The organism is Streptomyces sp. JLBJ103 (assembly GCF_058215575.1).
The window spans coordinates 1,165,691-1,192,049 of record NZ_CM177089.1 but is presented as its reverse complement, the minus strand read 5'-3'; the positions used below and the strand labels follow the sequence as shown (position 1 = coordinate 1,192,049).

Below are 26,359 nucleotides of genomic sequence, written 5' to 3'. Positions count from 1 at the left end.
TCCATGGTGCGCCCCCGACCTTTCGGCGGTCCCCGAAGGGCCGGGGGCTCGCGGTTCTGTCGGGGTGCGCGGTCGCCGCGGCGCGGGCCGGGTCAGCCGGAGGTGGTGCGCTGTGCGGTGTTGCCGTCGTGGGGCGCGGCGCCCGGCGTGTGGGGGGTCTCGTGGGCCGCGCCGCGGAGGACGCCCGCGCCTGCGACCAGGCCCAGTGCGAGGACTGTGACCAGGCAGAACGACACCGTCAGTGAGGTCATGTCCGCGATCGAGCCCATCGCCGCGGGGGCGATCAACCCCGAGGTGTAGGTGATCGTGGCCACGCCCGCGATGGCCTGGCTGGGGGCCGGGCCGCTGCGGCCCGCGGCGGCGAACGCCAGCGGCACCACGACCGCGATGCCCAGCCCGATGAGGGCGAAGCCCGCGATGGCGAGGGCCGCGTTCGGCGCCGTGACGACCCCGAGGCCGCCGAGCGTGGCGAGCGCCCCGCCCGCCCGTACCGTCCGTACCGGGCCGAACCGGCCCACCACCGCGTCGCCCGCCAGCCGGGCCGCGGCCATGGTGCAGGAGAAGGCCGTGGTGCAGGCGGCGGCGACCCCGGGGGAGGAGTCCATGACGTCCCGCAGATAGACCGCCGACCAGTCAAGGCTCGCCCCCTCGGCGAACACCGCGCAGAACCCCACCGCGCCGACGATCAGCGCGGAGCGCGGCGGAAGCGCGAAACGTGGCGGCGGGTGCTCCTCGGCCGCGCTGCGCAGATCCAGGACCCAGTGACAGGCGATCGCGCCCAGCACCGTCAGGGCCCCGGCCGCGATGGCCAGATGCAGCCGGGCGTCCGCCTCCGCGTGGGCCGCGACCGTGCCCGCCGCCGAGCCGATGAGCGCGCCCGCGCTCCACATCCCGTGCAGTCCGGACATGATGGGGCGGCCCAGCCGGGTCTCTATCTCCACGCCGAGGGCGTTCATGGCGACGTCGGACATCCCGGCGGTCGCGCCGAACACGAACAGCGCGCCGCACAGCCAGACCAGGCCGGGGACGAGCGGGGGGACCGCGAGCCACAGGCACCACAGGGCCAGCAGTCCGCGCAGCGCCGCGCGGGCGCCGAAGCGGTGGCTGATCCGCCCCGCGAGCGGCATCGCGAAGGAGGCCCCGATCGCGGGGAAGGCGAGCGCCAGGCCGAGTTGGCCCGCGCTGATGTCCAACCGCTCCTGGATCCAGGGGATGCGGGTGGCGAAGTTCCCGGTGACCGCGCCGTGGACCGCGAAGACCGCCGCGACGGCCATCCGCGCCCGCCGTACCGGGATCATCCGGAGCGCCCCGGATTCCGTACCACTGCTCATGACGGTCGCTCCCTCCCCGACGCACGGCAGCACGGCCCGTCCCCGTCTGATGCCGGTGGGAAGCTATCAGGGAGCCTGCCTGGTGGATAGGCGATTTCTCCGGCCGGCGCCGGCGTCGGCGTCTGCACCACATCGGTGTCGGCGCGCCCGGTCTGGTGGACCCCGCCACCGGTGGGCTCAACTCCCCGGCCGGGCTGCCCTCCTGGCACCGCGAACCGGCCGCCGCGCCGCACACCGGGCTGGCGGCGCCGGTGCCTGGAGAACGAGGTCAACCTCGCCGTGGTCGCCGAGCAGCGGCTCGGCGTGGTGCGCGACCGGGACACCTCCGTCCTGCTGTGGCCGGGCCACGGGGTGGGCGCGGCCGTGGTGCTGGACGGGGTGCTGCGCCGCGGCGCCTCGGGCGGCACCGGCGAGATCGGCTTCCTGCCGCTGCCGGGGACCACCGCGGTGAGCGCGGTGCTCGACCCGGGCTGTGCGGTCCTCGGCGGCGAGGTCGGTCGTGCCGGGGGTACGGCCCTCGCCCACCGCGTCGAAGCGCATGTCGCCCGAATGTCCCCGCTGCGCACCGAGGTCCGACCCGGAGCAGTCGGCGGCGGCGCGGTCCTCCGCGGCGCGGTGCTCACAGCGACGGACGCGGCCCAGAACGACCTGTTCGGCGCGGGCTGGCCGAGTCCGGCCGACCCCATCCGGGGCCCCATTCCCGCAGGCTCCCGGGGCTGATTCCCGCCCCGTGGGTGAGAGAAGCCACAGGGGGTGGGGCTCCATGTCCGCTGATCGTCATGGCACACTGGGCCCGTACCAGTGACGTCAGCGCACTCCGGGGTCGGTGAAAATCCGAACCGGCGGTTACAGTCCGCGACCCGTCCGCCGCCAGCGGCCGGTTGACCAGGTGAAATTCCTGGACCGACGGTGAAAGTCCGGATGGGAGGCAGTGCGCGGCGAATGCGACATCACCGGTGCGCCGCTATCGGCGGTCCGCGCTGTTCTCGTGCGGGCCCGTCCGCCGATCCCGGCGCGTCGGCGGCGCCGTCGTTCGTTCGTGTCGTTTCCGACAGCCCCGGAGTCCGTGCCCGAAGAGGCAGGAGGACCCGGTGGCCACCACAGCCGAAGCCGACGCGATGCGCCATGCCGTCGCGCTCGCAGCCCGCGGCCTCGGCCACACCAGCCCCAACCCCGTCGTCGGCTGCGTCATCCTCGACGCCCAGGGCCGCACCGTCGGTGAGGGCTGGCACCAGCGGGCCGGTGGCCCGCATGCCGAGGTCCACGCGCTGCGCGCCGCGGGTGAACGGGCCCGTGGCGGGACCGCGCTGGTCACCCTCGAACCCTGCAACCACACCGGCCGCACCGGACCCTGCGCCCAGGCGCTCATCGACGCCGGGGTGGCCCGCGTCCGCTACGCCGTCGCCGACCCCACCGCCGAGGCCCGGGGTGGCGCCGCCACCCTCGCGGCCGCCGGGATCGATGTCGCGGCCGGACCGCTGACCGACGAGGCCGAAGCGGTCAACGAAGCCTGGCTGACCTCGATGCGGCGCGGCCGCCCCTTCGTGCTGTGGAAGTACGCCGCCACCCTCGACGGGCGCAGCGCCGCGGCCGACGGCACCAGCCGCTGGATCACCTCCGCCGCCTCCCGCGCCGATGTGCACCGGCTGCGCGCCGAGGCGGACGCCGTGGTCGTCGGCTCCGGCACGCTGCGCGCCGACGACCCCCACCTGGCCGTACGCGACCGGGACGGGGCGACCCAGCCGCTGCGCGTCGTCGTCGACACCCGCGCGACCATCACCCCCGGCGCCCGGGTCCTGGACGACGTGGCGCCCACGCTGATCGCCGTCGCCGAGGACGCCGACACCGGCCATCTGCCGGGCGTGGAGACCGTACGGCTGCCCCGCTCCGCCGACGCCGAGGGGCTCGACATCGGCGCGCTGCTGACCGCGTTGCACCACCGCGGGGTGCGCTCCGTACTGCTGGAGGGCGGGCCCACGCTCGCCGGGGCGTTCCTCGCCGCCGGAGCCGTCGACAAGGTCGTCGGCTATCTGGCCCCCGTTCTGCTCGGCGCGGGCCCGGCGGCCCTCGCCGACGCCGGAATCACCACCATCGCGCAGGCGTTGCGCCTCGAGCCGGCCGATGTCACCCGGCTCGGGCCCGATCTGCGCGTCACCGCTGTTCCCGCAGCCACCCTCGCCGAGGAGAACTGAAGTGTTCACCGGAATTGTCGAAGAACTGGGTGAGATCGTCGCCATCGAGAACCTGGGCGACGCCTCCCGCTTCCAGGTGCGCGGCCCCGTCGTCACCGACGGTGCGAAGCACGGCGACTCCATCGCGGTCAACGGCGTCTGTCTCACCGTCGTGGACCGCGAAGAGGGCCCCGCGGGCGGCGAGTTCAGTGCCGATGTGATGGCCGAGACCCTGAACCGCTCCAGCCTCGGCGCGCTCGCCGTGGGCTCCCGGGTCAACCTGGAGCGCCCCATGGCGCTCGGCGGGCGGCTCGGTGGCCACCTCGTCCAGGGCCATGTCGACGGCACCGGCACCATCGTCGAGCGCAAGCCCTCCGAGCACTGGGAGATCGTCAAGATCTCGCTCCCCGCCGACCTCAGCCGCTATGTCGTGGAGAAGGGCTCCATCACCGTCGACGGCATCAGCCTGACCGTCGTGGACGCGGGCCCCGACTACTTCACCGTGAGCCTGATCCCGACGACGCTCGCCCTCACCACCCTCGGCGTCAAGGAGACCGGAGACCCGGTCAACCTCGAGGTGGACGTGGTCGCCAAGTACGTCGAGCGAATGCTCGGGGACCGCGCCCACGGCCCCGCCGCCACCCCCGCTTCCGGAACCACCCATGGGGAGGCCGTCTCATGACCGCCCTCGACCGTCTGGGCACCGTCCCCGGACAGATCCACCGCGAGGCCGCCAGCGCGCCCGTCCTTGGAAGGAGTGTCATGAGCGAGGCATACGCGGAGACCGCGCAGCAGACCGCCGAGCCGCAGCCGACGACCCCCGCCCCCCTGCGCACCGCGCGCACCGCCGAGGAATGGCCCGACGAGCTGGCGCTGGACTCCGTCGAACGGGCCATCGACGAGATCGCCGCGGGCCGCCCCGTCGTGGTCGTGGACGACGAGGACCGGGAGAACGAGGGCGATCTCATCGTCGCCGCCGAGAAGGTCACCCCCGAGATCGTCGCGTTCATGATGTCCGAGTGCCGCGGGCTGATCTGCGCCACGCTGGACGGCTCCGATCTCGACCGGCTGGAGCTGCCCCAGATGGTGGAGCAGAACTCCGAGTCCATGCGCACCGCCTTCACCGTCTCGGTCGACGCCACCGCCGAGCACGGCGTCAGCACCGGTATCTCCGCCGCCGACCGGGCCACCACCCTGCGGCTGCTGGCCGATCCGCACAGCGTCCCCGGTGACTTCGCGCGACCCGGCCATATCTTCCCGCTGCGTGCCCGCCACGGCGGAGTGCTCGCCCGGGACGGCCACACCGAGGCCGGGGTCGATCTGGCCCGGCTCGCGGGGCTGCGGCCGGCCGCCGCGATCGTCGAGATCGCGGGCGAGGACGGCGCCATGCTGCGCCTGCCGGACCTGGTCGCCTTCGCCCGTAAGCACGATCTGGCGATCATCTCCATCGAGGACCTGATCGCCCACCGCAAGGCGCTGGAGCCCAGCGTGCGGCGCGAGGCCCAGACCCGGCTGCCCACCGCCTTCGGGGACTTCCAGGCGTACGGCTACCGCTCCACCGCCGACGGCGTCGAGCACATCGCGCTCGTCCAGGGCGAGATCGGCGACGGCGAGGACGTGCTGGTGCGCGTCCACTCCGAATGCCTCACCGGCGATGTGTTCCACTCGCTGCGCTGCGACTGCGGCCCCCAGCTGCACGCCTCGCTGGAGCGGGTGGCCGCCGAGGGCCGCGGCGTGGTGCTCTATCTGCGCGGCCACGAGGGGCGCGGTATCGGGCTGCTGTCCAAGCTGCGCGCGTACCAGCTCCAGGAGCTGGGACGGGACACCCTGGACGCCAATCTGGAGCTGGGGCTGCCCGCCGACGCACGGGACTACGCCGCGGGCGCGGACATCCTCACCGACCTCGGTGTGCGCTCGCTGCGGCTGATGACCAACAACCCCGAGAAGACCACGGCCCTGGTCCGCCACGGACTGCGGGTGCTCGGCCGGGAGCCGATGCCGGTCAAGGCCGGGGAACACAATCTGCGGTATCTGCGGACCAAGCGGGACCGGATGGGGCATGAGCTGCCCTGGCTGGACGGCGACCAGGCCGAACCCGTGTCCGCCTGCGGCAACCAGTAGCCGCGCCGGTCACCGGCACCGCGTACATCCGAACCACCAGAACCACCAGAACCACCAGAACCACCAGAACCACCAGAACCACCAGAACCACCAGAACCACCAGAACGACCTGAACGATCCGAACGACCCGTACGGAACCCGTACGAGGGCACAGACGCACCGAGGAGAGACGTGAGCGGTAAGGGCGCCCCCGAACTGTCCGTGAAGAACTGCGGCGACCTGCGCGTGGCCGTCATCGCCGCACAGTGGCACGAGAAGGTGATGGACGGGCTGGTCGACGGCGCGCTGCGCGCCCTCGGCGAACTCGGCATCTCCGAGCCCACTGTGCTGCGGGTGCCCGGCAGCTTCGAGCTGCCGGTGGTCGCCAAGGTCCTGGCGGGCCGCGGCTACGACGCGGTCGTGGCCCTCGGCGTGGTCATCCGCGGTGGCACCCCCCACTTCGACTATGTGTGCCAAGGCGTCACCCAGGGCCTCACCCAGGTCAGCGTGGACACCGGGGTCCCCATCGGCTTCGGCGTGCTGACCTGCGACACCGAGGAGCAGGCACTCGACCGGGCCGGGATCGCCGGATCCAGCGAGGACAAGGGCCACGAGGCGGTCACCGCCGCCGTCGCCACCGCCGCCACCCTGCGCTCGGTCGCCGAACCCTGGCGCTGAGCCGGGTCGGCCCGCACCAGTAGGATGACGGGCATCATGGCCAACAAGACGTTCGAGGAGCTCTTCACCGAGCTCCAGCAGAAGGCCGCCACGGCCGATCCCGCCACCTCCCGCACCGCCGAGCTGCTCCAGTCCGGTGTGCACGCCATCGGCAAGAAGGTGGTGGAGGAAGCCGCCGAGGTGTGGATGGCCGCCGAGTACGAGAGCGACGCGGCGACCGCCGAGGAGATCTCACAGCTCCTCTATCACCTTCAGGTGATGATGGTCGCCAAGGGCCTCTCCCTCGACGACGTCTACGCTCATCTCTGAGCCCTGTGCCGTCGGGTCCCCGAGCCGCCGCGCCTGTCGAGTTCACCGAGCTCCACGCCACCCCCTCGCAAACCGCATCGCAATCGAAGGAAAGAACGCTCATGCTGCGCATCGCCGTCCCCAACAAGGGTTCACTGTCCGAGCCTGCGGCGGCGATGCTCCATGAGGCGGGCTACCGGCAGCGCAAGGACCGCAAGGAACTCGTCCTCGTCGACTCCGACAACGACGTGGAGTTCTTCTTCCTGCGCCCCCGTGACATCGCCGTCTACGTCGGCTCCGGCCGGCTGGACATCGGTATCACCGGCCGCGATCTGCTGCTGGACTCCGGCTCGAAGGCCGAGGAGATCATGCAGCTCGGCTTCGCCGGGTCCACCTTCCGCTACGCCACCCTCCCCGGCACCGCCAAGGACGTCAGCGAGTTCGGCGGGAAGACCGTGGCCACCTCCTTCGCCGGACTGGTCACCAAGCACCTGGCCGACCACGGGGTGGACGCCGATGTGGTCCACCTCGACGGGGCCGTCGAGACCGCCATCCAGCTCGGGGTCGCCGAGATCATCGCGGATGTCGTGGAGACCGGCACCACCCTGCGCAACGCCGGACTGGAGATCATCGGCGAGCCGATCCTGCACTCCGAGGCCGTGGTGATCCGCCGCACCGGCGCCCCCACCGACGACCCCAAGGTGCAGCAGTTCCTCCGCCGGATGCAGGGCGTCCTGGTGGCCCGGCGCTACGTGATGATGGACTACGACATCCGCGTCGAGCACGTCGAGCGCGCCGTGGCGCTCACCCCTGGCCTGGAGTCGCCCACCGTCTCCCCGCTGCACCACGAGGGCTGGGTCGCGGTCCGTTCCATGGTCCCGTCCAAGGACGCCCAGCGGATCATGGACGAGCTGTACGACCTGGGGGCTCGGGCGATCCTGACCACCGGGATCCACGCCTGTCGGCTCTGACCCACGGCCGCCACGGCCATCCCGCCCACCCGCCTCCCACGAGAGACCGACCACGTGTCCGCCGCCGCGCCCCTGCCCGCCCTGCCCGTCACCTTCCGGCCGACCAGGACCCGGGCGGTCCTGATGACCGTCGGCACCGCCGTGGTCATCGTGCTCACCGCGGTCGGGCTGCTCCTGGATCGCCTGAGCCCTGGGGAAAAGGCCAGCTTCATCATCACCGGCCTGATCTTCTTCGGGGTGCTGGTGCTGCTCAGCCGCCCCAAGGTGGTGGCCGACGCGGACGGGGTGACCGTGGTGAACCTCACCACCAAGCGCCGCCTGGCGTGGGCCGAGGTGCTCCGGGTCAATCTGCGGCCCGGCGATCCCTGGGTCTTCCTGGACCTCGCCGACGGCACCAGCCTGCCCGCCATGGGCATCCAGCCGGGCATCGCCAAGGAGCGGGCCATCAACGACGCGCGGGCGCTGCGGGCCCTGGCCGAGAAGCACGGCACGGGCGGTGAATCGGTATGAACCGGGCCTTCGCGGCCGGTCCGCGGAGGCCGGGCGGCACTCCATCGGCCCGAGGGGCCTGCCCGTGACGCCCCATCCTTGATTACCCTGTTGCCGGGGCCGAACGGTGCCCCGCCCCGCCTTCTTCTGTTCGCGTGCCCCCCGCGCGGCCGGCGGGCTCCCCTGCGACCCGAGGAGTGACTCCCTCCGCAGATGGACGGATCGTCCTGTAGTACCTGCGCCGCCGCCGACCCCAAGGCGGCGGCATGAGCACCACCCTGTCCCTTCTGCTGCTCTCCGCGGCACTTGTTCTCATCCTTGCCAACGGCTTCTTCGTGGCGGCGGAATTCGGCCTCATCACCGTCGAGCGGCCGGACGCCGAGCGCGCCGCCGACGAGGGCGACCGACGCGCCCGCACCGTGGTCGAGGCGCTGCGCGAACTGTCCTTCCAGCTCTCCGGCACCCAGCTGGGCATCACCATCACCTCGCTGGTGGTCGGCATGCTCGCCGAGCCCGCGCTCGGCCATCTGCTGACCGCGCCGCTGGAGGCCGCCGGGCTGCCGCACGGAGCCGTGTCCGGCGTCGCCGTGGTGATCGGCATGCTGGTGGCGTCCGCCGTGCAGATGGTCATCGGTGAGCTGGTGCCCAAGAACTGGGCCGTCTCCCGGCCGCTCCAGGTCGCCCGGTTCGTCGCGGGCCCGCAGTACGCCTTCGCCCGCTTCTTCCGGCCGGTCATCGCCTTGCTCAACACGGTCGCCAACCGGCTGGTGCGGATGCTGGGCGTGGAGCCCACCGAGGAGCTGGCCTCCGCCCGTACCCCCGGTGAGCTGGTCTCGCTCGCCCGCCACTCGGCACGCGCGGGCGCCATCGAGCAGGACACCGCCGATCTGTTCGTACGGACCCTCTCCCTGGGCGATCTCACCGCCCAGCATGTGATGACACCGCGGGTCAGGGTCAGCGCTCTCCAGTCCACGGCCACCGCCGAGGACGTCCTCAACCTCACCCGGGCCACCGGGCTCTCCCGCTTCCCGGTCTACCGCGACCGCCTGGACGAGGTCATCGGGATGGTGCACCTCAAGGACGCCCTCGCGGTGTCGGCGCCCGACCGGCTGCGCACCCCCGTCGGCCGGATCGCCCAGCCCCCGGTGCTCGTCCCCGAGACCCTGCCGGTCCAGCCGCTGCTGGAGCAGCTCCGCAGCGAGCAGCCGATAGCCGTGGTCGTCGACGAGTACGGCGGCACGGCGGGCGTGGTCACCCTGGAGGACATCGTTGAGGAACTGGTCGGCGAGGTCCGCGACGAACACGATGACGAAGCCGCCGAAATGCCTGATCTGACCCAGATCGTCACCGAGGATGGCCGCCACGCCTGGGATGTCGACGGCGGCTGCCGCGTCGACACCCTGCGCCGGATCGGCCTCGAGGCGCCCGACGGGCCGTACGACACCGTCGCCGGACTCGTCGCCGACCTGCTGGCGCGGATCCCCGTACCCGGCGACACCGCCGAGCTGCCCGGCTGGAAACTGGCCGTCCGGCAGGTCGGCCACCACCGGGCGGAGCTGGTACGCATCGTCCGCGCCAAGACGGGTACGCCGGTGGGACAGGCGGGCACCGCCGCCGCCACCTGCCCGGCTGCCAGTACGGCCGCCGGTACGGCCGCCGGGAAGGGGACCGAGCGATGAGTCTCGTCCAACTGCTCTTCGCCGCCCTGCTGGTGCTCGCCAACGGCTTCTTCGTGGGCGCCGAGTTCGCCCTCGTCTCGGTGCGCCGCAGCCAGATCGAGCCGCGTGCGGCCGAGGGCTCCGGCCGCGCCCGTACGGTGCTCACCGGTCTGGAGAACCTGCCGCAGATGATGGCGGCCGCCCAGTTCGGCATCACCGTCTGCTCGCTGACCCTCGGCGCGGTCGCCGAGCCGACCGTGGCCCATCTGCTGGAGCCGGTCTTCCACGCCGTCCATCTCCCCGCCGGGCTGGTCCACCCCCTCGGCTACGCCATAGCGCTCGCCGCCGTGGTCTTCCTGCACCTGGTCATCGGTGAGATGGTGCCGAAGAACCTGGCCATGGCGGCGCCGGAGAAGACCGCGCTGTGGCTCGGCCCCGGACTGGTCGGCTTCGCCCGGCTGTGCCGCCCGGTCACCGCGGCGCTCGGGGCCAGTGCCCGGGTGGTGCTGCGGCTGTTCCGGGTCGAGCCCAAGGACGAGGTCGAGGCGGTCTTCACCAGCGAGCAGCTGACCCACTTGGTGGAGGACTCCCGACAGGCCGGACTGTTGGAGCCCGGTGAGCACGAGCGGCTCGCCGACGCCCTGGAGCTGGGCAGCCGCCCGGTCACCGATGTGCTGCTCGACCCGGCGGGCCTGGTCACCGTCGACCCCTCGGTCACCCCGCGGCAGATCGAGGAACTGACCGTACGGACCGGCTACTCACGCTTTCCGGTGTGCGGCCCCGGCGGCGCCTTCATGGGCTATCTCCATGTGAAGGACGTCCTGGATCTGGAGCACCCGGAGCGTGCCGTACCGCAAGCCGTCTGGCGGCCGATCGAGACCCTGGGCGCGGAACTGCCGCTGGACGACGCGCTCACGGTGATGCGCCGTGCCGCCTCCCATCTGGCGGCGGTCGCCGACGCCTCGGGGAAGGTGCTGGGCCTGGTGGCCCTGGAGGACGTCCTGGAGATCCTGGTCGGCGAGGTCAGGGACCCCGCCCACCGGGCCGGGGGGCGCCGCCGGGTGGCCGAGCCGCGCGGTGCCGTGGCGGAGCCGTCCGGACGGGAGCCCGCGCAGCCGAACGGAACGGAACCGGCGGAGCAGCCCGCGATGGTGGCGCGCTAGCGGGGAGGTCAGCTCAGTGGGTCCTGCGGGTCGCGGTACATCGGACCGCGGCCCGACAGGACCTCCCCGTACGCCTGCATCAGATCCGGCAGCCGCAGCGTGGCCAGATCGTCACGGGTCGGCGTGCCCGTCCACCCGGACAGCCGCAGATCCCGGTAGGCACAGCTCTTCTCGTACAGCGTGCGCAGAAAGCGGCCGTTGCCCAGCTCGTCGATCCAGCCCTGGTCCACCACATGGCCGCTGATGCTGCGCAGCTCCTCCACGGCCTCCTCGTCCCACCCATCGCCGTTTTCGGCGGCCAGCACCTCGCCGATGCGGGTCAGTTCGAGCGGACGGTAGCTGGGGAAGTCCACCCGGGTGGTGAAGCGCGAGCCGAGGCCGGGGTTGGCGGCCAGCAGCCGGTCCATGCCCTCCGGATAGCCCGCCAGGATCACCACCAGCCGGTCGCGGTTGTCCTCGGCGCGCTTGAGCAGCACCTGGAGCGCCTCGTCGCCATACGCGTCGCCCTTGCTGTAGCCGGAGTTGGACAGGCTGTACGCCTCGTCTACGAAGAGCACCCCGCCCAGCGCCGAGTCGATCAGCTCATTGGCCTTCACCGCCGTCTGGCCCAGATACTCGCCGACCAGATCGGCCCGCCCGGCCTCCACCAGATGGTCCCCGGCCAGCAGTCCGAGCGCGTAGAAGACCCGGCCGAGGATGCGGGCCACGGTCGTCTTGCCGGTGCCCGACGGGCCGGAGAAGACGAAGTGCCGCTTGGGGGGCTGGACCGGCAGGCCCTGACCGGCGCGCAGCCGCGCCATATGGAGCTGTGCGGACAGCGCCCGCACCTGCCGCTTGACCGGCTCCAGGCCGACCATGCGCTCCAGCTCCTGCAACGCGCTCTCCAGCAGCACCGGATCGGAGGGGCCGGGCTGGGCGGGCGCCCCGGACCGCTCACGGGTGTCGCCGGAGCCCACCACGGCGGAGCCGAGCAGGGCCGCGCCACCGGGACCGGTCTCACCGCCCGGCCGCAGCTCACGGCCGTCGCCCGGGTCGGCGGCGGGCAGCGGGTCGGGGTCGGTGGCCGTGCCGTCGCGGATATCGCCCGCGTCCTGGCCGCCGACACCGGCCAGCGAGACGGCCGCCAGGTCCGCCGGCTCGTCAAGGCCGTCGGACTGGGCTATCGCCGCCAGTCGTGCCGAGGTGTCCATGAAGGTGGGATCGATCCGGTGCACCGCGCGGTACAGGGGGAGCGCGGCGGCGCTGCGCCCGGTTCCCTCATGGGCGCGGGCGAGCCAGTAGCGCAGCTCCTTGCGCTGGGGCTGTTCGCTGCGGCAGCGCATCAGGGCGGCGGCGAGCAGCGGTTCGGCCTGGCCGAACATCTCCAGCCGGACCCGGGCCATCCCGCCGAAGAGCCCCGCCTCGATACCGAGGAGCGGATCGTCCAGCAGCGGTTCGGTGTGCCGCACCAACTGCTCCCAGTCCTTGACCAGATAGGCGCGGCAGGCGTGCAGAAAACGGGCCTGGGGGTCCGCCTCCACCGGCGGGCATCCGGCCAACGCCCGGTCCAGCTCGGGGACATGGCGGCCGTCGAGCCAGTGGGAGGCGTGGGCGAGCAGCAGATCGCGGCTGGTCTCCAGCACCGGCTGGACCCACCAGCCCAGCCAGTACCAGGAGTTGAGGGTTCGGCGGTGCCGGGCGCGCTGCTCGCCGAAGCGGTCACGATGGCGGTACATCCGCAGCAGCGCGGTGGCGGTGTCGGCGCGCAGCGCGTGCAGACCGAGCCAGGCGTCGGCCATCCCGGGGTCGTGTCGCACGGCGGCCCGGAACTCCTCCTCGGCCTGTGCGTAGGCGCCCATCGTGTAGGCGTCGACAGCTCGCAGCCAGGCGAGGTCGGCCGGGGCGTGCGATCCTTGCGTGCCGAAATCCATCACGTCCCCCACAACCCCTGCCCCCGTGGATGCCGCAGGGGCGACTGCCCCTTGGGCATCGTACCTGCGCAGGCGGCACCGGCCGAGGGTGCCGCACTGTTGTTCGTCGCAATCGCACAATGCGGAGCGGGTGTGCGCGGGAGGCGTATACGGGGCGCGAGCCGCGCTGTCCGCCGCGGAGCCCATGGTCACTGAGGGTGAGGCGTGCGGTGCGCAGCGCATCGGGAAAACGGCTCAAGACAGGACGAAGCCCCCGATCACGGGGGAACAACCGGGGGCTTCGCGTTGTGGGGCGACTCGTACGAGTCGCACATTGAGAACGTAAGACCTGTATGGCCCCCAGGTCAAGCCGAGTTGGGGCACGCGTTACACCTCGGGCACCGGGGTGCGGACTGGTCGGCCACGCTAGCTCACGCTGTGTGAGACGGGGGACCGTTTCGGTCGACCGCCGCCGGTCCCGGCAGCAACATGTACCCCTGGTTTCCCTGCCCCACCAGCGTGTCGGCATGCGGGCGCGAGGGGTCGGCGGCGAAGTGCAAACGTTCGGCATGTCGCCAGCCGTCCCAGAATGCGGACAGTTCCGGTCCATCGCGGAGCTCGCCCCGCCGCCAGGCGAGATGGTCGGGCAGATCCATCCACAACAGATGGGACAGATACGGGCGTACGGCGCGACGGCCGCTGCCCACCCCCTCCAGCAGGACGACCGGCGCGGGGTCCAGCCGCAGCCGCTGCGCCGCGAAGCGGCGCGCCACCCAGTCGTACGGGGCGTACCGGGCGGCGGTGCCGCGGGCGAGGGGCTCCAGGACATCCCGGCGCAGTCGCCCCGCCCAGCCGAACAGCTCGTCATGGGTGGCGAGGTCGTCGGTGTGCAGCACCGGGGCGTCGCCGAGCGCCGCCGCCAGCCGCCCCGCGAAGGTGGTCTTCCCCGAACCGGCGTGACCGTCCACGGCGACGACGCGGACCGTGCCGCAGGAGGGCGGCAGGGAGCGCAGCCGCCGCGCGAGCGCGGCGAGAGTGCCGGGAGTGCCGGGAGTGCCGGGAGCGCCGGGAGCGCCGTCCGGGGTGGTTGGTTCGGGTGAGTACATCGCCGCCCAGCCTACGGCTCCCGCCCCTCCGTTCACTCCACTGGTCCACACCAATATTGATGAGCGGACCGGGCGGGAATCACTGGTCCGAGACCATCCGCAGCGGCCATAGTTGGGCGACCGTCACACACCCGCCGCCCCCTTGGACGACTGCACGACTTGGACGACCTGGACGACTGGACGACGACTGGGGGAACCCTCGTATGAGCAGATCCGGATCCACACCCCGCCGTTCCGTGCTCGCCGCCGCGCTCGGTGTCGCGGGCGCGGCCGCCGTCTCCACCACCGCGGCCTCCGCCGCCGGTACGGCCCGCCCGGCCGGGGCGCCGCGGGCCGGGACGGTGGCCGGCGAGCCGAAGGGCCGCAAGGCCGCGGCGCTCGCGGAGTACTACGGCTGGAGCAGCAGCGCCGACTGGAAGGCCGGAACCGCCAAGGGCGTCCGCGCCCAGGGCGGTACCCGCCCCGGCATCGTGATCGCCACCCCCGCGGGCAGCACGGACTACACCGATCCGCACACCGGCACCAAGGCCACATGGGAGTACGCGACCTGGACCTCCCCGGTGCGCAAGCTCTCGGTCCCCGCGACCGAGGCCATCGTCTCCTGGAACGCCCGTACCCCGGCCGGCACCTGGATCCAGGTCGAGCTGAAGGGCACCTACTCCGACGCCACCAGCACACCCTGGTATGTGATGGGCCGCTGGGCCTCCGACGACGGCACCACCTCCATCCGGCGCACCTCGGTGGACGACCAGAGCGACAACAAGAGCTCGGTGTGGACCGACACCCTCTCCGTCGACGCCCCGGCGAGTGGGCTGCGGCTGGTCTCCTACCGGATCCGGCTCACCCTCCACCGCAGGCCCGGCACCACGCTCACCCCCACCGTGTGGCGGGTCGGCGCGATGGGCTCGGACGTACCCGACCGCTTCGAGGTGCCCGCCTCCGAGCCCAGCCTGGGCAAAGGCAGTGAACTCACCGTCCCGCGCTATTCGCAGGAGATCCACAAGGGCCAGTACCCCGAGTACGACAACGGCGGCGAGGCGTGGTGCAGCCCCACCTCCTCGCAGATGATCATCGAGTACTGGGGCCGCAAGCCCACCGCCGACGATCTGGCCTGGGTCAACCCCGACTACGCCGACCCCCAGGTCTGCCACGCCGCCCGCGCCACCTTCGACTACCAGTACGACGGCTGCGGCAACTGGCCCTTCAACGCCGCCTACGCCGCCACCTACCGCGACCTTCAGGGTGTGGTCACCCGGCTCGGCTCGCTCACCGATGCCGAGAAGCTGATCAGCGTCGGCATTCCGCTGATCACCTCGCAGTCCTTCCTCAAGACCGAGCTGGACGGGGCGGGATACGGCACCGCGGGCCATCTGATGACCGTCATCGGCTTCACCGCCGACGGTGATGTCATCGCCAACGACCCGGCCTCGCCCGGCAACGACGCCGTCCGCCGCATCTACAAGCGTCGGCAGTGGGAGAACATCTGGTTGCGGACCAAGCGCTATGACGCGAACGGCCAGGTCAAGGGTGGTTCGGGCGGAGTGTGCTACCTCTACTTCCCCGCCAAGCCCACCGCCGCCCAGCGCAAGGTGCTGGAGGAGCTCGGCATCCGCTGAGCGCCCCTTCCCTCCCGGCGGGCCGCGGCGTGCCCCTCACTCGGGACCGGTTTCCCTCACTCGGGACGGGGTTTCCTCACTCGGGACCGGGTTTCCCTCACTCGGGACCGGTTCGGGTGATCTTCCATATCCGGGTGGCCACCTGGAGGTTGAGCCTGCTCTCCGCATCCGCGAGATCCATCCCGGTGATCTCGCGGATGCGCCGCAGCCGGTAGCGCAGGGTGGAGCGGTGGATGACCAGCACCGCCGCGGCCTCGCTGTAGTGGCCCCCGCAGTCGAAGTACCGGGACAGGGTCTCCACCAGGGCGCCGTGGTGCCGGGCGTCGTAGTCCAGCAGCGGACCCAGCCACTCCCGGACGAAGCGGTCCACCTCCCGGTGGTCACCGCCGGGCGGCAGGATCCGGTACAACCCCAGGTCGTCGAAGAACGTCATCCCGTGCGCGGGGTGCGAACGGCTGCGCACCTCCAGTGCCCGCAGCGCCTCCTGGTAGGAGCGCGGCACCTCGTGCGGGCCCTCGCAGCGCCCGCCCACACCGATCACCCCGGCCTCGCTGCCGACCTCCCGGCTCAGCGCCCGGTACAGCGATCGCTCGCCCGGCGCGCCCCGGGCCACCAGCACCGCCGTACCGTCGCGCCGGGTGGACAGCACCGGCAGACCCAGGCCCGCGGCCGCCCGGCCGACCGCTTCGAGGAGCGCGTCGTCCGCTGTCCGGCCGGACCAGCGCACCGCGATCACGTGGTGCGGACCGTGCAGATCGTGGCCCACTGCCTCGGCACGGGCATGGGCGCCGTGGACATCGGCGCCCGTGAGCAGATCGTCGACCAGTTCATGCCGCAGCCGCAGCTCCACCTCGGCCAGTTCGCGCAGGTGCGCCAGCTCCAGGGCGAGCGAGGCCGCGGCGTGGTCCAGGGCCCGTACCGTCCGCTCGCCCGCCCGGCCCCCGGGGTCGACCAGCGACAAGACACCCAGCACCTCACCGCGCGGGGCGGCCACCGCCACCAGCCGGTCCCTGGTCCGCACCGGTCGCGGCCGCCGGGCGGCGTCGCGCAGCAGCTCCTCGCGGTGGACCGGATCGGGCTTGGGATACGGATCCGGGCGCCCCGGGCCCGCCCAGGCCCGCAGATTGCCGAACCGGTCCTCGATCGCCGCGGGCAGACCGGTGACCCGGTGCAGCGCCCGGACGATGCCCTCCTCACCGTCGCCCCGGGCGACCGCGCGGGCCAGGGCGTCATGGAACGTACGCAGATGCCCCAGGTCGGACAGGGAGGAGTGGAGTCGCCGCCGGATCGCCTCCCGTTCGTCCCGGGCCCGGCGCGCCTCCGCGGCATGGGCCCGCTCCCGGCGGTGCGCGGCGGCGATGGACAGCGCCGCGGCCGTCTGCCGCACCAGCACCGCGAGCAGAAACCGTTCGTCGTCACCGGGCCGGTCGCGTGAGCTGACCACCAGCGCGCCGCGCAGCCCGCCCGGCTCACGCAGTCCGAACGCCCAGCCCCAGTCGCGCCGGGGGAACCGCACCGGTCCGTCCCGTCCCGCCAGCTCCCGCACCTGGGCGTCGAGGGCCGCGGTGGCCCGCGGCCCGTCGTGCGGACAGCGGACCAGGGCATCGCCGAGCAGCAGATAGCCCGCTTCGGCACGGCCCGGCCCGACCGCGCTGACCTGCGCCATCGCCCGGCGCAGTATCTCGGCCTCATCCCGGCTGTCGAACATCGTCAGACAGCGCGACAGCAGATCGTGTATGACGCCTGAAGGTGCCATAGCGGGCGGAGTACCCATTTCCTGATGAACCACCCCATGCGGCGGTGATTCCTCTGTATCCGCAGGGTGACTCCCGCGGTGCACTCTCGACCCGCCAGGAGCAGGACCATCGGCCGCTGTCTTGTCACTCTGGTCACTGTGGTGTCACCAGTGGTTCTACCGGTGGCGACGGCCGCGGTTCCGGCGGGCGGCGAAGGGCGAGGCGATGGCCATCGAAGCGGATCCGCATCTGGCGATGGTGCGGGAGGTCACCCCGCGCACCCTCGAGGGGTGCGAGGAGTGTCTGCGTATGGGGTCCCTCTGGGTCCAGCTGCGGCTCTGTCTGACCTGCGGGCATGTGGGCTGCTGCGACTCCTCGCCGCTGAAGCACGCGCGTGTCCACGCCGCCGATCAGAGGCATCCGGTTGTGGCGCCTTTGGAGCCGGGGGAGGACTGGCGGTGGTGCTATGTGCACGAGGCGCCGGTCTGAGCCGGGGGTGACCGCGCGGTGACGTCAGACCGCGCGGTGACGTCGGTCCGTGTGGTGACGTCGGTCCGCGCGGTGACGTCGGGGCGCCGAGGGGCGTGAGGTGGCACCGGGGCGCGAGACGGCGCGCCGCTGTGAGACAGTGCGCCGATGGGAGTCGCCCAACGCCCCTGCGCGCTCCCCCAGATGGGGGACGATGAGCACACTTCCCCCTGAGGCGGGGCGGATTGGCGGACAGTGTGCTCAGCATCACCGTCCTTGTTCCGGGCGGCCGAACCCCGCCGGATCGCGCCCGCGGGCCCTCTCGGGCGCCGTGGACGCGGACCCCGGGTGTACGCCCCGTGAGCGGCCCGGCGCCGCCCCCCGCGGAACCGCCCCATTCCCGCGCCGTCCTGCGGCGGGACCCGTTCCGGGGGGTGCATGATGGCGCGATCCGGACGGTGGCAGGTGCCGCTGACAGGTGCCCGGCTTCTCCCGGCTTCTCCCTTCTCCCCGGGCTGGATGTGGACTGTCGATTTCCGTTTTTCCTTTCCCTATCGAACGGTTGATCAGTAATCTCGCCTCAGCAGCGGGTTGCCCTGCCGCTCATCGTCGTGCTCCACTTCCCCGAGGACGCGGACGACCCGAGGGCGGCCCCGGAAGCCGGAAGAGGGCGAAGGAAGTGCAGGACGTGGACTGGCGGCCGGAGGGAACGTACGCCGCGGGCAAGGACGGAACGGTCCAGGAGGGTCATTCCGCGGAGCATGCGAAATGACGTCGGAACCGGGCGGGCCGAGACGTGACGGCGGTGCTGGACAGACCGCCAACGACACCGTCGAGGACCGTACCGAAGACACCGTCGGCGACGCCGCCCGCGACACCGCCCGCGCGGAGGACCCCGGGCTGAAACAGTTCGCGGCCCTGTGGAGCCGCGCCGTCCACCCGGTCGCGGCCACGACCATGACCCTCGAGGAGTTCGAGGGCCATCTGCTGCCGCTGGCCCGTGAGTTGGCTACCGCGCTGCACACCCATCCCTTCGACACCACGGCGGCCTACGAGGTCGGGGCCGCCCTGGTGGACGCCGAGTGCACCGAACCCGAGGCACTGCCCGCCGTCCTGGGCACCGTCGACACCCACCTGGTGGACCACTGCCCGCCGGACCCGGCGAGCGGCGCGCCCGATGGGCGGGGCCGACTCGACCAGAATGAAGCGCGCGCCCGCTGCGCCCGGTTGCAGCACGCGCTGGCCGCCGGGTTCGTCCGCGAGCTGCGCGCCCGCGAGCGCGACGCCCAGCGGGCCATCTCCCGGGCCGCGCTGGCCGCCCGCACCGAGGCCGAGAAGGCGTTGCACGCCAGCGAGGCCAAGTTCCGCGCGGTGTTCGAGGGCGCCGTCATCGGCGTCGGCATCGCCGCGCTCGACGGCGAGATCCTCGTCGTCAACGACCCCATGGCCGCCATGTTCGGCGGCCGCGACCTCTTCCGGCCCGGCCGCAACGTCAGCGAGTTCGTCCACCCCCAGGACACCCCGCCGGGCTCCCAGGAGCTCTACCGCCAGCTGGTGAACGGCGAGCGCGACCACTTCCGCATCGAGAAGCCGCACCACCGCCACGACGGCAGCGTGCTGTGGACCAATCTGACGGTCACCCTGCTCCGCGACTCCACCGGCGCCCCGCAGTACCAGCTCACCCTGGCCGAGGACATCACCGAGCACCGCGAACTCCAGGAGCGGCTGCGCTACGAGGCCACCCACGACGAGCTGACCGGACTGCCCAACCGCGCCCAGTTCCTGGAACGACTCGACCAGGTGCTCGCCGCCGGCGCGGACGCCGAGCGGTTCGGTGTCTGCTATCTGGACCTCGACGGCTTCAAGGCCGTCAACGACAGCCTCGGCCACTCCGCCGGGGACCGGATGCTCCTGGCCGTCGCCGAGCGGCTGCGCGCCTGTCTCACCACTCCCGACGAAGTCATCGCCCGCGTCGGCGGCGACGAGTTCATGGCGCTGGTCACCGGCCCCTCGGCGCAGGCCGACGGCACCGAACTGGCCCGCCGGATGCTCGCCGCACTCGCCGAGCCCGTCCGCGTCGAGGGCCGCGAACTCCAGGTGCGGGTGAGCATCGGCGTCGTCGACGGACGGGCCGGTGAGATCGGCCGGGCCGAGGTGCTGCGCAGCGCCGACATCACCATGTACCGGGCCAAGGCCGCGGGCGGCAACCGCTACGAACTCGCCGACGCCGACTCCAACGCCCGGGTGATCGCCCGGCACAGCCTCACCAACCGGCTGCCCGCCGCCCTGGAGAAGGGCGAGTTCTTCATCGAGTACCAGCCCCTGGTGCGGCTCGCCGACGGCACCGTACGCGGCGCCGAGGCGCTCGTCCGCTGGCTGCACCCGGTGCACGGGGTCCTCGGCCCCGACCAGTTCATCCCGCTGGCCGAGGACACCGGACTGATCGTGCCGCTCGGCCGCTGGGTGCTGGAGCAGGCCGCCCGGCAGGCCCGGAAGTGGCGGGACGGCGCCGAGGACAACAGCGAGCCGCTGCGCGTCAACGTCAACCTCTCGCCCTGCCAGCTCAGCCACGCCACCCTGGTCTCCGACACCGTGGCGGTGCTGGAGAACGCCGGGCTCTGCCCCAGCACCCTGTGCCTGGAGGTCACCGAGAACGACCTCATCGGCGCCGACGAGGACGCCCTGCGGCCGCTGCGCCAACTCGCCGACCTGGGCGTGGACATCGCCCTGGACGACTTCGGCACCGGCTACTCCAACCTCTCCTACCTGCGGCGGCTGCCGGTCAGCCAGCTCAAACTGGACCGCTCCTTCACCCGCGGAATGCAGCGCGCCCCGGCCGACCCCGTCGACGTCAAGATCGTCGAGGGCATCGTCTCGCTCGCCCACACCCTCGATCTCGCGGTGACCGTGGAGGGCGTGGAGACCGCGGTGCAGGCCGACCATCTGCGGATGCTCGGCTGCGACACCGCGCAGGGCTGGTACTACGCCCGCCCCGGCCCGCCGGAGCGGCTGCACACCCTGGCGCTGGCCGACGCCAGCTGAGACACCGTCCGCGCCCCTTCGGCTCACTCGCCCAGGGTGCGCTATCCGGCGTCCAGCAGCCGTGAGCGGATCAGGAAGCGCACGCCCTCCGGCGCCTCCAGCGAGAAACCGCTGCCCCGCCCCGGCACCACATCCACCGTCAAATGGGTGTGCCGCCACCGCTCGAACTGCGACGCCGACATCCAGAAGCCCACCGGCCGCTCGACCCCGTCCACCGCAAGCTCCCCGAGCAGCACATCGGACCCGCCGGTACGGAACTCACCCAGCGGATAGCACATCGGCGCACTGCCGTCGCAGCAGCCGCCCGACTGGTGGAACATCAGCGGCCCGTGGGCCGCGCTCAGCCGGCGGATCAGATCGGCGGCGGCCGGGGTCAGCGCGATCCGCGACACCTCGGACATCCTGCGACTCCTCTCCTGGCCGTGATCCCACGGTACCGAGCCAGCCAACCCGCTTTCACGTTGCGAGATGGTTGCACGGGCGCGTACCCGGGCGCGCGGTGCGCACCGCCGAGCGCCGCACATCATGAGGACAGCAACTGCCGCAGATGTCGTCGGTCGGTGGCACCGATCTTCTGGTAGATCCGGTACAGGGTGTTGCTTACGGTCCGTGGTGAGATCACCAGTTGGCCTGCGATCTCCTTGTCCGTCAGCCCCTGCGCGGCCAGCCGCGCCACCGTACGCTCGCGCGCCGACAGCGGCACGCTCTCCCCGAGGAAGTCCAGCGGCGGGGTCACTATGTCGTCGCAGCGCTTGAGCAGCGTACGGGCCTGCGCCGTCGCCGCGGTCGCGGCCCGGTCGCGCCCCGCCCGGCGGTGCAGCCGCGCGAGTTCGGCGTAGCCCTCGGCCGCGTACAGATGGGCCCCGGTCTCGGCCAGTGTCCTGGCCGCCTGCCCCAGGAGCTTGGCGTCCCCGTCGGCCACCGCGCGGGCGTAGAGCAGCCGGGCGCGCAGCAGCTGCCCCTGGACGGGGTGTTCGCGGTGCACCGCGGGGTGCTGCTCCAGGCCCAGACGCGCGCGGTCGCCACCAAGGTCTTCAAGCCCGCCTTCGCCAGCAAGAAGCCCTGGGTGGGGAAGCTGAAGGCGAACACCACCGCGGGCCCGCGCAAGGACGGCCGCGGGACGATCCTCGGCGGCACGGGAGAGTTCGCGGGCATCCGCGGCAGCGGTGTCGAGATCGCCGACCTCAAGCGCTTCGACCCGGCTACCGGCGGCCTCGAGGGTGTCTTCGAACTTCGTTTCCGCTACCAGCTGCCCCGTCGGTGACCCGTCCGGCCGCCACGGCTATCGGCTCAAAAAATAGTGTGCCAAGCTGACACGCCTTCCGCTGGAATGCGTCGGGGCGAAACGGCGCCTGACGGGCAAGAGCCCGAGTCAGGCGCCCTTCCGTGCACCTCTCCGCGCCTCTAGAAGAAGCCCAGCTTCTTGGGCGAGTACGACACCAAGAGGTTCTTGGTCTGCTGGTAGTGATCCAGCATCATCTTGTGGGTCTCGCGGCCGATTCCGGACTGCTTGTAGCCGCCGAAGGCGGCGTGGGCCGGGTAGGCGTGGTAGCAGTTCGTCCAGACGCGGCCCGCCTGGATGGCGCGTCCCGCGCGGTAGGCCGTGGAGCCGTCGCGGGTCCAGACGCCCGCGCCCAGGCCGTAGAGCGTGTCGTTGGCGATCTCGATGGCGTCGTTGAAGTCGGCGAACGTGGCGACCGCCACCACCGGGCCGAAGATCTCCTCCTGGAAGACCCGCATGTGGTTGGCGCCTTCGAAGATCGTGGGCCGGACGTAGTAGCCGTCCTCCAGCTCACCGCCGAGCTCCGCGCGGGTGCCGCCGGTGAGGATGCGGGCGTCCTCCTGCTTGCCGATGTCCAGGTACGAAAGGATCTTCTCCAGCTGGTCGTTGGACGCCTGGGCGCCGATCATGGTCTCGGTGTCGAGGGGGTGCCCCTGCACGATCTTCTCGGTGCGGGCCACGGCCGCGTCCATGAAGTCCTGGTAGTGGCCGCTCTGGACCAGCGCCCGCGACGGACAGGTGCACACCTCGCCCTGGTTGAGGGCGAACATGGTGAACCCCTCCAGCGCCTTGTCCCGGAAGTCGTCGTCGGCCGCCCAGACGTCGTCGAAGAAGATGTTCGGGCTCTTGCCGCCCAGTTCCAGCGTGACCGGCTTCAGGTTCTCGCTCGCGTACTGCATGATCAGGCGGCCGGTGGTGGTCTCACCGGTGAAGGCCACCTTCGCCACCCGAGGGCTGGACGCCAGCGGCTTCCCGGCCTCCACGCCGAAGCCGTTGACGATGTTGACCACACCCGGCGGCAGAAGATCGGCGATCAGGCTCATCCACACATGGATCGAGGCGGGCGTCTGCTCGGCGGGCTTGAGGACCACCGCGTTGCCCGCGGCCAGCGCCGGGGCCAGCTTCCAGGCGGCCATCAGGATCGGGAAGTTCCAGGGGATGATCTGCGCGACCACTCCCAGCGGTTCGTGGAAGTGGTACGCCACCGTGTCGTCGTCGATCTCGGAGAGACTGCCCTCCTGGGCCCGGATCGCCCCCGCGAAGTAGCGGAAGTGGTCGATGGCCAGCGGGATATCGGCGGCCAGCGTCTCGCGCACCGGCTTTCCGTTCTCCCAGCTCTCGGCGACCGCCAGCTCCTCGAGGTGCTGTTCCATCCGGTCGGCGATCTTCAGCAGGACGGCGGACCGGTCCCCGGGCGCGGTACGGCCCCAGGCGGGGGCGGCGGCGTGCGCGGCGTCCAGGGCGCGTTCCACGTCCTCGGCCGTTCCCCGGGCGATCTCGGTGAACGTCTTCCCGTTCACCGGACTCGGGTTCTCGAAGTACTGCCCCTGGGCGGGCGGTACGTACTCCCCGCCGATCCAGTGGTCATAGCGTGACTGGTAGGTGACGACCGAACCCTCGGAGCCCGGGGTTGCGTATCGCGTCATGGGGCGGCCCTCCCGTGGTGGTTCCTCTTCTCGGCCGCTCACCCCGGGAACCTCAGCCCCTCGGCGGCGCTCCTCGCGGCGGCGGCACTCCTCGTCGAAGACGGAACGACGCTAGGCACCGGGACGTTGCGCGGACGTTGCGCCCCGACGGCCGATTCAAGCCAGCGGTTGCGGTAGGGGATGCGAGCCGGGCCGCCGGCTCACGCCAGTCCGTACACCTCGCGCAGCCGCCGCACCCGCGCCGCCGGAACCGCCCGGCCCGCGGCACCCTCCGGCACCGCCGCCACCAGCGCCTCCGCCACCTCCAGGTCGTCCTCGCCCCACGGCGTCTGCGCCCACCGCCGCAGCAGTTCCGGATCGCCGTGGGACAGTACGGCACGCCGCAGCCCGTCCTCCAGCACCTGCCGCATCCGGCACACCCCCGGAGCGTCCGACAGCGGCAGCAGCGGCCCCGGATAGGCCCCGAGCGCCGCCCTCGTATCGCCCGCCGCCAGCGCGTCGGCCGCCACCGCCACATCGCTGCGCACGGGCGCGCACAGCCGGTACGGACGTGACCCCAGCAACGGCCCCACCAGCCGGCGCAGCCGGGACAGCTCCGCGCGCAGCGTCACCGGGGACTGCCGGTCGGCCCGCTGCCCGTACAGCTCCAGCGCCAGCCGGTCGCCGCTCAGCCCCTCGGGGTGGCCCGCCAGCAGCACCATGATCTCGCTGTGCCGCCGCCCCAGCCGCAGCCGTCGACCGTCGGTCACCAGCAGCGCCTCGTCCCGGCCCAGCGCCGACAGGCTGATCCGCGGTCCGCGCGGACGCGGCGCGGTGGCGGCGAGTTGTGCCTCGGCGGCGCGGGCGGTCGCCTGCACCAGGGCCAGGCTGTGCGGTGCGGCCAGATGGTCCCCGCCGGTGATGTCCACCGTGCCCAGCAGCCGCCCGGTGTGCGGATCGTGGACCGGGGCCGCGGCACAGGTCCATGGCTGCACGGTGCGGTTGAAGTGCTCGGTGGCGAAGATCTGCACCGCGTGGTCGATGCTGAGCGCCGTGCCGGGCGCGTTGGTGCCCGCGTGGCGCTCGTCCCAGCGCGCCCCGGCCACGAAGTTCATCCGCTCGGCCCGGTCCCGTACGCCCGTGTGTCCCTCCACCCACAGCAGCCGCCCCTGCTCGTCGCAGACCGCCATCAGATGGGCGCCGTCGTAGGCGATCGTGCCCAGCAGCTCCCGGAACAGCGGCATCACCCGCGCCAGCGGATGGTCGGCCCGGTACGCCTCCAGCGCGTCGTCCGTCAGCTCGATCGGCGCCACGCACTCCTGGGCCACCCGGGCGTCGGCCGAGCGCCGCCACGAATCCGCCACCACCGCACGGACGGCCGGATCCACGGCTCCCTCCGTCAGGAACTCCTCATGGGCGCGGCGCACGGCGCGGGTGCGCTCCGCCGGGTTCGTACCGGGTGCCATCGCCAGCCAGGGGTTGACCACGGGGGCCTCACTCAGCAGTACGGACGGGTGGGTCGGGGTGGACGGTTCAGGTGGGGAGGGATGGGGCGGGGGCGACGCCGGGCGGTGAGGCATAGCCGCAGGAGTGACAGATCTTCCACCCGTCCTGGTTGACCGCGAGGTGGCCGCCGCAGTTCGGGCACTGCTCGGAGCTCATGATCGATCCTTTGGTTCACACACGGGGCGGTGGGGGCCGCCCGCGTTCAGATTTCCTTGTGAGGCGGATGCCCCGCAATAGTCAGAACAAGTCGCGTTCAGGTACGGCGTCGCGCCTCTCCGCGTTCATACGGTGGTGCGGTGCGTCAGCGCGCCCCCGGCGTGGGCGCGGATGCCGCGAATGCGACGATGAGGGCGTCATGGAAGCGGGGTACGGGCTACGGGCGTTGCGGGCAACGGTGTTCGCGGCGGTCTGTGTGCTGCTCGCCGCGCTCGGCCACGCGGTGATGTCCGGTACCGGGGTCCCGTGGTGGGCCATCGCGGTGGCCACTCTGGCCACGGGCGCCGCAGCGTGGGCGGTGGCGGGGAAGGAGCGCGGCCCGCTGCTGGTCACGGCCGCGACGGTGGGGGTGCAGTCGGCGCTGCACCTGGGTTTCAATCTCGCGCAGGAGCTGACGGTGGGGGCGGCCGACGCGGTGTCCCGGGCATCGGTGTCCGGGTCGTCGATGTCTCCGTCGTGGGTGTCCGGGGCCGGACATGACCACCGCGCGGCGCACATGCTCCATACCCACGCCCATGACGCCATGGACACCATGCCCATGGACGGTGTGGCCCCGCACGGCGCCATGGGCCACGGCGCGCTCGGCATGTGGTCCGCCCACGTCCTCGTCGCTCTGGTGTGCGGTATGTGGCTCTCGGGTGGCGAACAGGCCGCGTTCCGGCTCTTCCGGCTGGTCCGCACCCTGGCCACCCGGCTCTTCGCCCCGCTGCTGGCCCTGCCCCTCGGCACCTCGCCGCCACCAGGCCCAGCGCGCCCGCGCGCCGCGCGCGAGGGCACCGCACAGCGGCTGCGCCGACTGCTGCTCGTCCATGTCATCGCCACCCGTGGTCCGCCGGTGCGGTCCGCCGTCCCCGCCCGCTGACGGGCGTCCCACGACGGCACGCGCACCGAACCATGTCACCGGACCGACCGCCCAGCGGAGGTGTCCGGACTCCAGGAAGGACCGCAGGCGATGACCCCTGTCCGCAGCCGTCCGGCCGTGCCACGACGGCACCCGGCCCCGGCCACTCCACCTGTGCCACCG

General features: G+C 72.3%; 23 protein-coding genes, 1 pseudogene and 1 riboswitch. Of the genes and pseudogenes, 15 read left to right on the top strand and 9 right to left on the bottom strand.

The genetic code is table 11. From position 1 onward, the window contains the following. Window positions 1-92: 92 nt before the first annotated feature. Window positions 93-1,331 carry an MFS transporter gene (locus AC4BEG_RS04935; protein WP_490704689.1) on the bottom strand — a complete coding sequence of 413 codons (1,239 nt, stop codon included), beginning with the start codon at window positions 1,329-1,331 and terminating at the stop codon, window positions 93-95. Between the two features lie 119 nt (window positions 1,332-1,450). Between AC4BEG_RS04935 and AC4BEG_RS04930 the strand changes: the two are divergent. From AC4BEG_RS04930 to AC4BEG_RS04885, 10 genes and pseudogenes are all read left to right on the top strand, one after another. Continuing rightward, window positions 1,451-2,051: pseudogene (locus tag AC4BEG_RS04930) on the top strand (ROK family protein); the annotation flags it as partial. A gap of 88 nt (window positions 2,052-2,139) precedes the next feature. Continuing rightward, window positions 2,140-2,270: riboswitch (FMN riboswitch) on the top strand. Window positions 2,271-2,422: 152 nt separating this feature from the next. Beyond that, a complete protein-coding gene (gene ribD / locus AC4BEG_RS04925) occupies window positions 2,423-3,523 on the top strand; it encodes a bifunctional diaminohydroxyphosphoribosylaminopyrimidine deaminase/5-amino-6-(5-phosphoribosylamino)uracil reductase RibD (protein ID WP_490704688.1) in 1,101 nt (366 codons plus the stop codon). Window position 3,524: 1 nt separating this feature from the next. Next, window positions 3,525-4,184 (top strand): riboflavin synthase, encoded by a 660-nt coding sequence (locus AC4BEG_RS04920; RefSeq protein WP_490704687.1) that lies wholly within the window; start codon window positions 3,525-3,527, stop codon window positions 4,182-4,184. An 80-nt stretch (window positions 4,185-4,264) separates the two neighbouring features. After that, window positions 4,265-5,623: a bifunctional 3,4-dihydroxy-2-butanone-4-phosphate synthase/GTP cyclohydrolase II gene (locus AC4BEG_RS04915; protein WP_490706981.1), complete on the top strand. Its 1,359-nt coding sequence runs from the start codon at window positions 4,265-4,267 to the stop codon at window positions 5,621-5,623. A 171-nt stretch (window positions 5,624-5,794) separates the two neighbouring features. Beyond that, complete coding sequence (gene ribH / locus AC4BEG_RS04910) at window positions 5,795-6,280, top strand: 6,7-dimethyl-8-ribityllumazine synthase (RefSeq protein ID WP_490704686.1); 486 nt, start codon at window positions 5,795-5,797, stop codon at window positions 6,278-6,280. 36 nt (window positions 6,281-6,316) lie between these two features. Next, a complete protein-coding gene (locus tag AC4BEG_RS04905; RefSeq protein WP_254741959.1) occupies window positions 6,317-6,589 on the top strand; it encodes a phosphoribosyl-ATP diphosphatase in 273 nt (90 codons plus the stop codon). Window positions 6,590-6,690: 101 nt separating this feature from the next. Continuing rightward, complete coding sequence (gene hisG, locus AC4BEG_RS04900; protein WP_490704685.1) at window positions 6,691-7,539, top strand: ATP phosphoribosyltransferase; 849 nt, start codon at window positions 6,691-6,693, stop codon at window positions 7,537-7,539. Between the two features lie 54 nt (window positions 7,540-7,593). Continuing rightward, on the top strand, window positions 7,594-8,049 hold the full coding sequence (locus AC4BEG_RS04895; protein ID WP_490704684.1) for a PH domain-containing protein: 456 nt from the start codon (window positions 7,594-7,596) through the stop codon (window positions 8,047-8,049). Window positions 8,050-8,294: 245 nt separating this feature from the next. Further along, window positions 8,295-9,707 (top strand): hemolysin family protein, encoded by a 1,413-nt coding sequence (locus tag AC4BEG_RS04890; RefSeq protein WP_490704683.1) that lies wholly within the window; start codon window positions 8,295-8,297, stop codon window positions 9,705-9,707. Next, window positions 9,704-10,849, top strand: coding sequence for a hemolysin family protein (locus AC4BEG_RS04885; RefSeq protein ID WP_490704682.1), 1,146 nt, complete (start codon window positions 9,704-9,706; stop codon window positions 10,847-10,849). Before AC4BEG_RS04890 ends, AC4BEG_RS04885 begins: the two co-directional genes overlap by 4 nt. Before the next feature lie 8 nt (window positions 10,850-10,857). Here the strand turns inward: AC4BEG_RS04885 and AC4BEG_RS04880 are convergent, their stop codons facing one another. Together AC4BEG_RS04880 and AC4BEG_RS04875 are read right to left on the bottom strand one after the other, a co-directional pair. Further along, complete coding sequence (locus AC4BEG_RS04880; protein ID WP_490704681.1) at window positions 10,858-12,759, bottom strand: AAA family ATPase; 1,902 nt, start codon at window positions 12,757-12,759, stop codon at window positions 10,858-10,860. 410 nt (window positions 12,760-13,169) lie between these two features. Beyond that, complete coding sequence (locus tag AC4BEG_RS04875) at window positions 13,170-13,844, bottom strand: uridine kinase family protein (protein ID WP_490704680.1); 675 nt, start codon at window positions 13,842-13,844, stop codon at window positions 13,170-13,172. A gap of 203 nt (window positions 13,845-14,047) precedes the next feature. On the opposite strand from AC4BEG_RS04875, the gene AC4BEG_RS04870 reads away from it, so the two are divergent. Further along, complete coding sequence (locus AC4BEG_RS04870; RefSeq protein ID WP_490704679.1) at window positions 14,048-15,460, top strand: C39 family peptidase; 1,413 nt, start codon at window positions 14,048-14,050, stop codon at window positions 15,458-15,460. A gap of 97 nt (window positions 15,461-15,557) precedes the next feature. Here the strand turns inward: AC4BEG_RS04870 and AC4BEG_RS04865 are convergent, their stop codons facing one another. After that, entirely contained in the window at window positions 15,558-17,216 is a 1,659-nt protein-coding gene (locus tag AC4BEG_RS04865; protein WP_490704678.1) for a PucR family transcriptional regulator, read from the bottom strand. A gap of 205 nt (window positions 17,217-17,421) precedes the next feature. Here AC4BEG_RS04865 and AC4BEG_RS04860 point away from each other — a divergent pair, with 205 nt between their 5' ends. Together AC4BEG_RS04860 and AC4BEG_RS04855 are read left to right on the top strand one after the other, a co-directional pair. Continuing rightward, window positions 17,422-17,685 carry a UBP-type zinc finger domain-containing protein gene (locus AC4BEG_RS04860; protein ID WP_490704677.1) on the top strand — a complete coding sequence of 88 codons (264 nt, stop codon included), beginning with the start codon at window positions 17,422-17,424 and terminating at the stop codon, window positions 17,683-17,685. Between the two features lie 747 nt (window positions 17,686-18,432). Further along, on the top strand, window positions 18,433-20,706 hold the full coding sequence (locus AC4BEG_RS04855; protein WP_490704676.1) for a putative bifunctional diguanylate cyclase/phosphodiesterase: 2,274 nt from the start codon (window positions 18,433-18,435) through the stop codon (window positions 20,704-20,706). Window positions 20,707-20,747: 41 nt separating this feature from the next. Here AC4BEG_RS04855 and AC4BEG_RS04850 read toward each other — a convergent pair whose 3' ends face one another. After that, window positions 20,748-21,107, bottom strand: coding sequence for a DUF779 domain-containing protein (locus AC4BEG_RS04850; RefSeq protein WP_490704675.1), 360 nt, complete (start codon window positions 21,105-21,107; stop codon window positions 20,748-20,750). Between the two features lie 122 nt (window positions 21,108-21,229). Next, the gene (locus AC4BEG_RS04845; RefSeq protein ID WP_490704674.1) at window positions 21,230-21,691 is read right to left on the bottom strand and encodes a helix-turn-helix transcriptional regulator; all 462 of its coding nucleotides are present in this window, start codon (window positions 21,689-21,691) and stop codon (window positions 21,230-21,232) included. Here AC4BEG_RS04845 and AC4BEG_RS04840 point away from each other — a divergent pair. Then, the gene (locus tag AC4BEG_RS04840; protein WP_490704673.1) at window positions 21,686-21,970 is read left to right on the top strand and encodes a hypothetical protein; all 285 of its coding nucleotides are present in this window, start codon (window positions 21,686-21,688) and stop codon (window positions 21,968-21,970) included. The two genes, AC4BEG_RS04845 and AC4BEG_RS04840, sit on opposite strands and share 6 nt — an antisense overlap. Window positions 21,971-22,110: 140 nt before the next feature. Here AC4BEG_RS04840 and exaC read toward each other — a convergent pair whose 3' ends face one another. From exaC to AC4BEG_RS04825, 3 genes are all read right to left on the bottom strand, one after another. Then, on the bottom strand, window positions 22,111-23,634 hold the full coding sequence (gene exaC / locus AC4BEG_RS04835) for an acetaldehyde dehydrogenase ExaC (RefSeq protein ID WP_490704672.1): 1,524 nt from the start codon (window positions 23,632-23,634) through the stop codon (window positions 22,111-22,113). 200 nt (window positions 23,635-23,834) lie between these two features. Then, on the bottom strand, window positions 23,835-25,100 hold the full coding sequence (locus AC4BEG_RS04830) for a GAF domain-containing protein (protein ID WP_490704671.1): 1,266 nt from the start codon (window positions 25,098-25,100) through the stop codon (window positions 23,835-23,837). Between the two features lie 46 nt (window positions 25,101-25,146). Then, window positions 25,147-25,275 (bottom strand): hypothetical protein, encoded by a 129-nt coding sequence (locus AC4BEG_RS04825; RefSeq protein WP_303331592.1) that lies wholly within the window; start codon window positions 25,273-25,275, stop codon window positions 25,147-25,149. Window positions 25,276-25,474: 199 nt separating this feature from the next. Here AC4BEG_RS04825 and AC4BEG_RS04820 point away from each other — a divergent pair, with 199 nt between their 5' ends. Further along, window positions 25,475-26,197 carry a hypothetical protein gene (locus tag AC4BEG_RS04820; protein ID WP_490704670.1) on the top strand — a complete coding sequence of 241 codons (723 nt, stop codon included), beginning with the start codon at window positions 25,475-25,477 and terminating at the stop codon, window positions 26,195-26,197. Window positions 26,198-26,359: the final 162 nt, after the last annotated feature.

What these genes read in the sequence shown, in the direction of transcription:
- AC4BEG_RS04855 (WP_490704676.1), top strand. Translation starts at nt 18,433, where the DNA reads ATGACGTCGGAACCGGGCGGGCCGAGACGTGACGGCGGTGCTGGACAG.
- exaC (WP_490704672.1), bottom strand. Translation starts at nt 23,634, where the DNA reads ATGACGCGATACGCAACCCCGGGCTCCGAGGGTTCGGTCGTCACCTAC.
- AC4BEG_RS04905 (WP_254741959.1), top strand. Translation starts at nt 6,317, where the DNA reads ATGGCCAACAAGACGTTCGAGGAGCTCTTCACCGAGCTCCAGCAGAAG.
- AC4BEG_RS04890 (WP_490704683.1), top strand. Translation starts at nt 8,295, where the DNA reads ATGAGCACCACCCTGTCCCTTCTGCTGCTCTCCGCGGCACTTGTTCTC.
- hisG (WP_490704685.1), top strand. Translation starts at nt 6,691, where the DNA reads ATGCTGCGCATCGCCGTCCCCAACAAGGGTTCACTGTCCGAGCCTGCG.
- AC4BEG_RS04825 (WP_303331592.1), bottom strand. Translation starts at nt 25,275, where the DNA reads ATGAGCTCCGAGCAGTGCCCGAACTGCGGCGGCCACCTCGCGGTCAAC.
- AC4BEG_RS04865 (WP_490704678.1), bottom strand. Translation starts at nt 17,216, where the DNA reads ATGGCACCTTCAGGCGTCATACACGATCTGCTGTCGCGCTGTCTGACG.
- AC4BEG_RS04885 (WP_490704682.1), top strand. Translation starts at nt 9,704, where the DNA reads ATGAGTCTCGTCCAACTGCTCTTCGCCGCCCTGCTGGTGCTCGCCAAC.
- AC4BEG_RS04860 (WP_490704677.1), top strand. Translation starts at nt 17,422, where the DNA reads ATGGCCATCGAAGCGGATCCGCATCTGGCGATGGTGCGGGAGGTCACC.
- AC4BEG_RS04820 (WP_490704670.1), top strand. Translation starts at nt 25,475, where the DNA reads ATGGAAGCGGGGTACGGGCTACGGGCGTTGCGGGCAACGGTGTTCGCG.
- AC4BEG_RS04915 (WP_490706981.1), top strand. Translation starts at nt 4,265, where the DNA reads ATGAGCGAGGCATACGCGGAGACCGCGCAGCAGACCGCCGAGCCGCAG.
- AC4BEG_RS04850 (WP_490704675.1), bottom strand. Translation starts at nt 21,107, where the DNA reads ATGTCCGAGGTGTCGCGGATCGCGCTGACCCCGGCCGCCGCCGATCTG.
- AC4BEG_RS04880 (WP_490704681.1), bottom strand. Translation starts at nt 12,759, where the DNA reads ATGGATTTCGGCACGCAAGGATCGCACGCCCCGGCCGACCTCGCCTGG.
- AC4BEG_RS04875 (WP_490704680.1), bottom strand. Translation starts at nt 13,844, where the DNA reads ATGTACTCACCCGAACCAACCACCCCGGACGGCGCTCCCGGCGCTCCC.
- AC4BEG_RS04870 (WP_490704679.1), top strand. Translation starts at nt 14,048, where the DNA reads ATGAGCAGATCCGGATCCACACCCCGCCGTTCCGTGCTCGCCGCCGCG.
- AC4BEG_RS04935 (WP_490704689.1), bottom strand. Translation starts at nt 1,331, where the DNA reads ATGAGCAGTGGTACGGAATCCGGGGCGCTCCGGATGATCCCGGTACGG.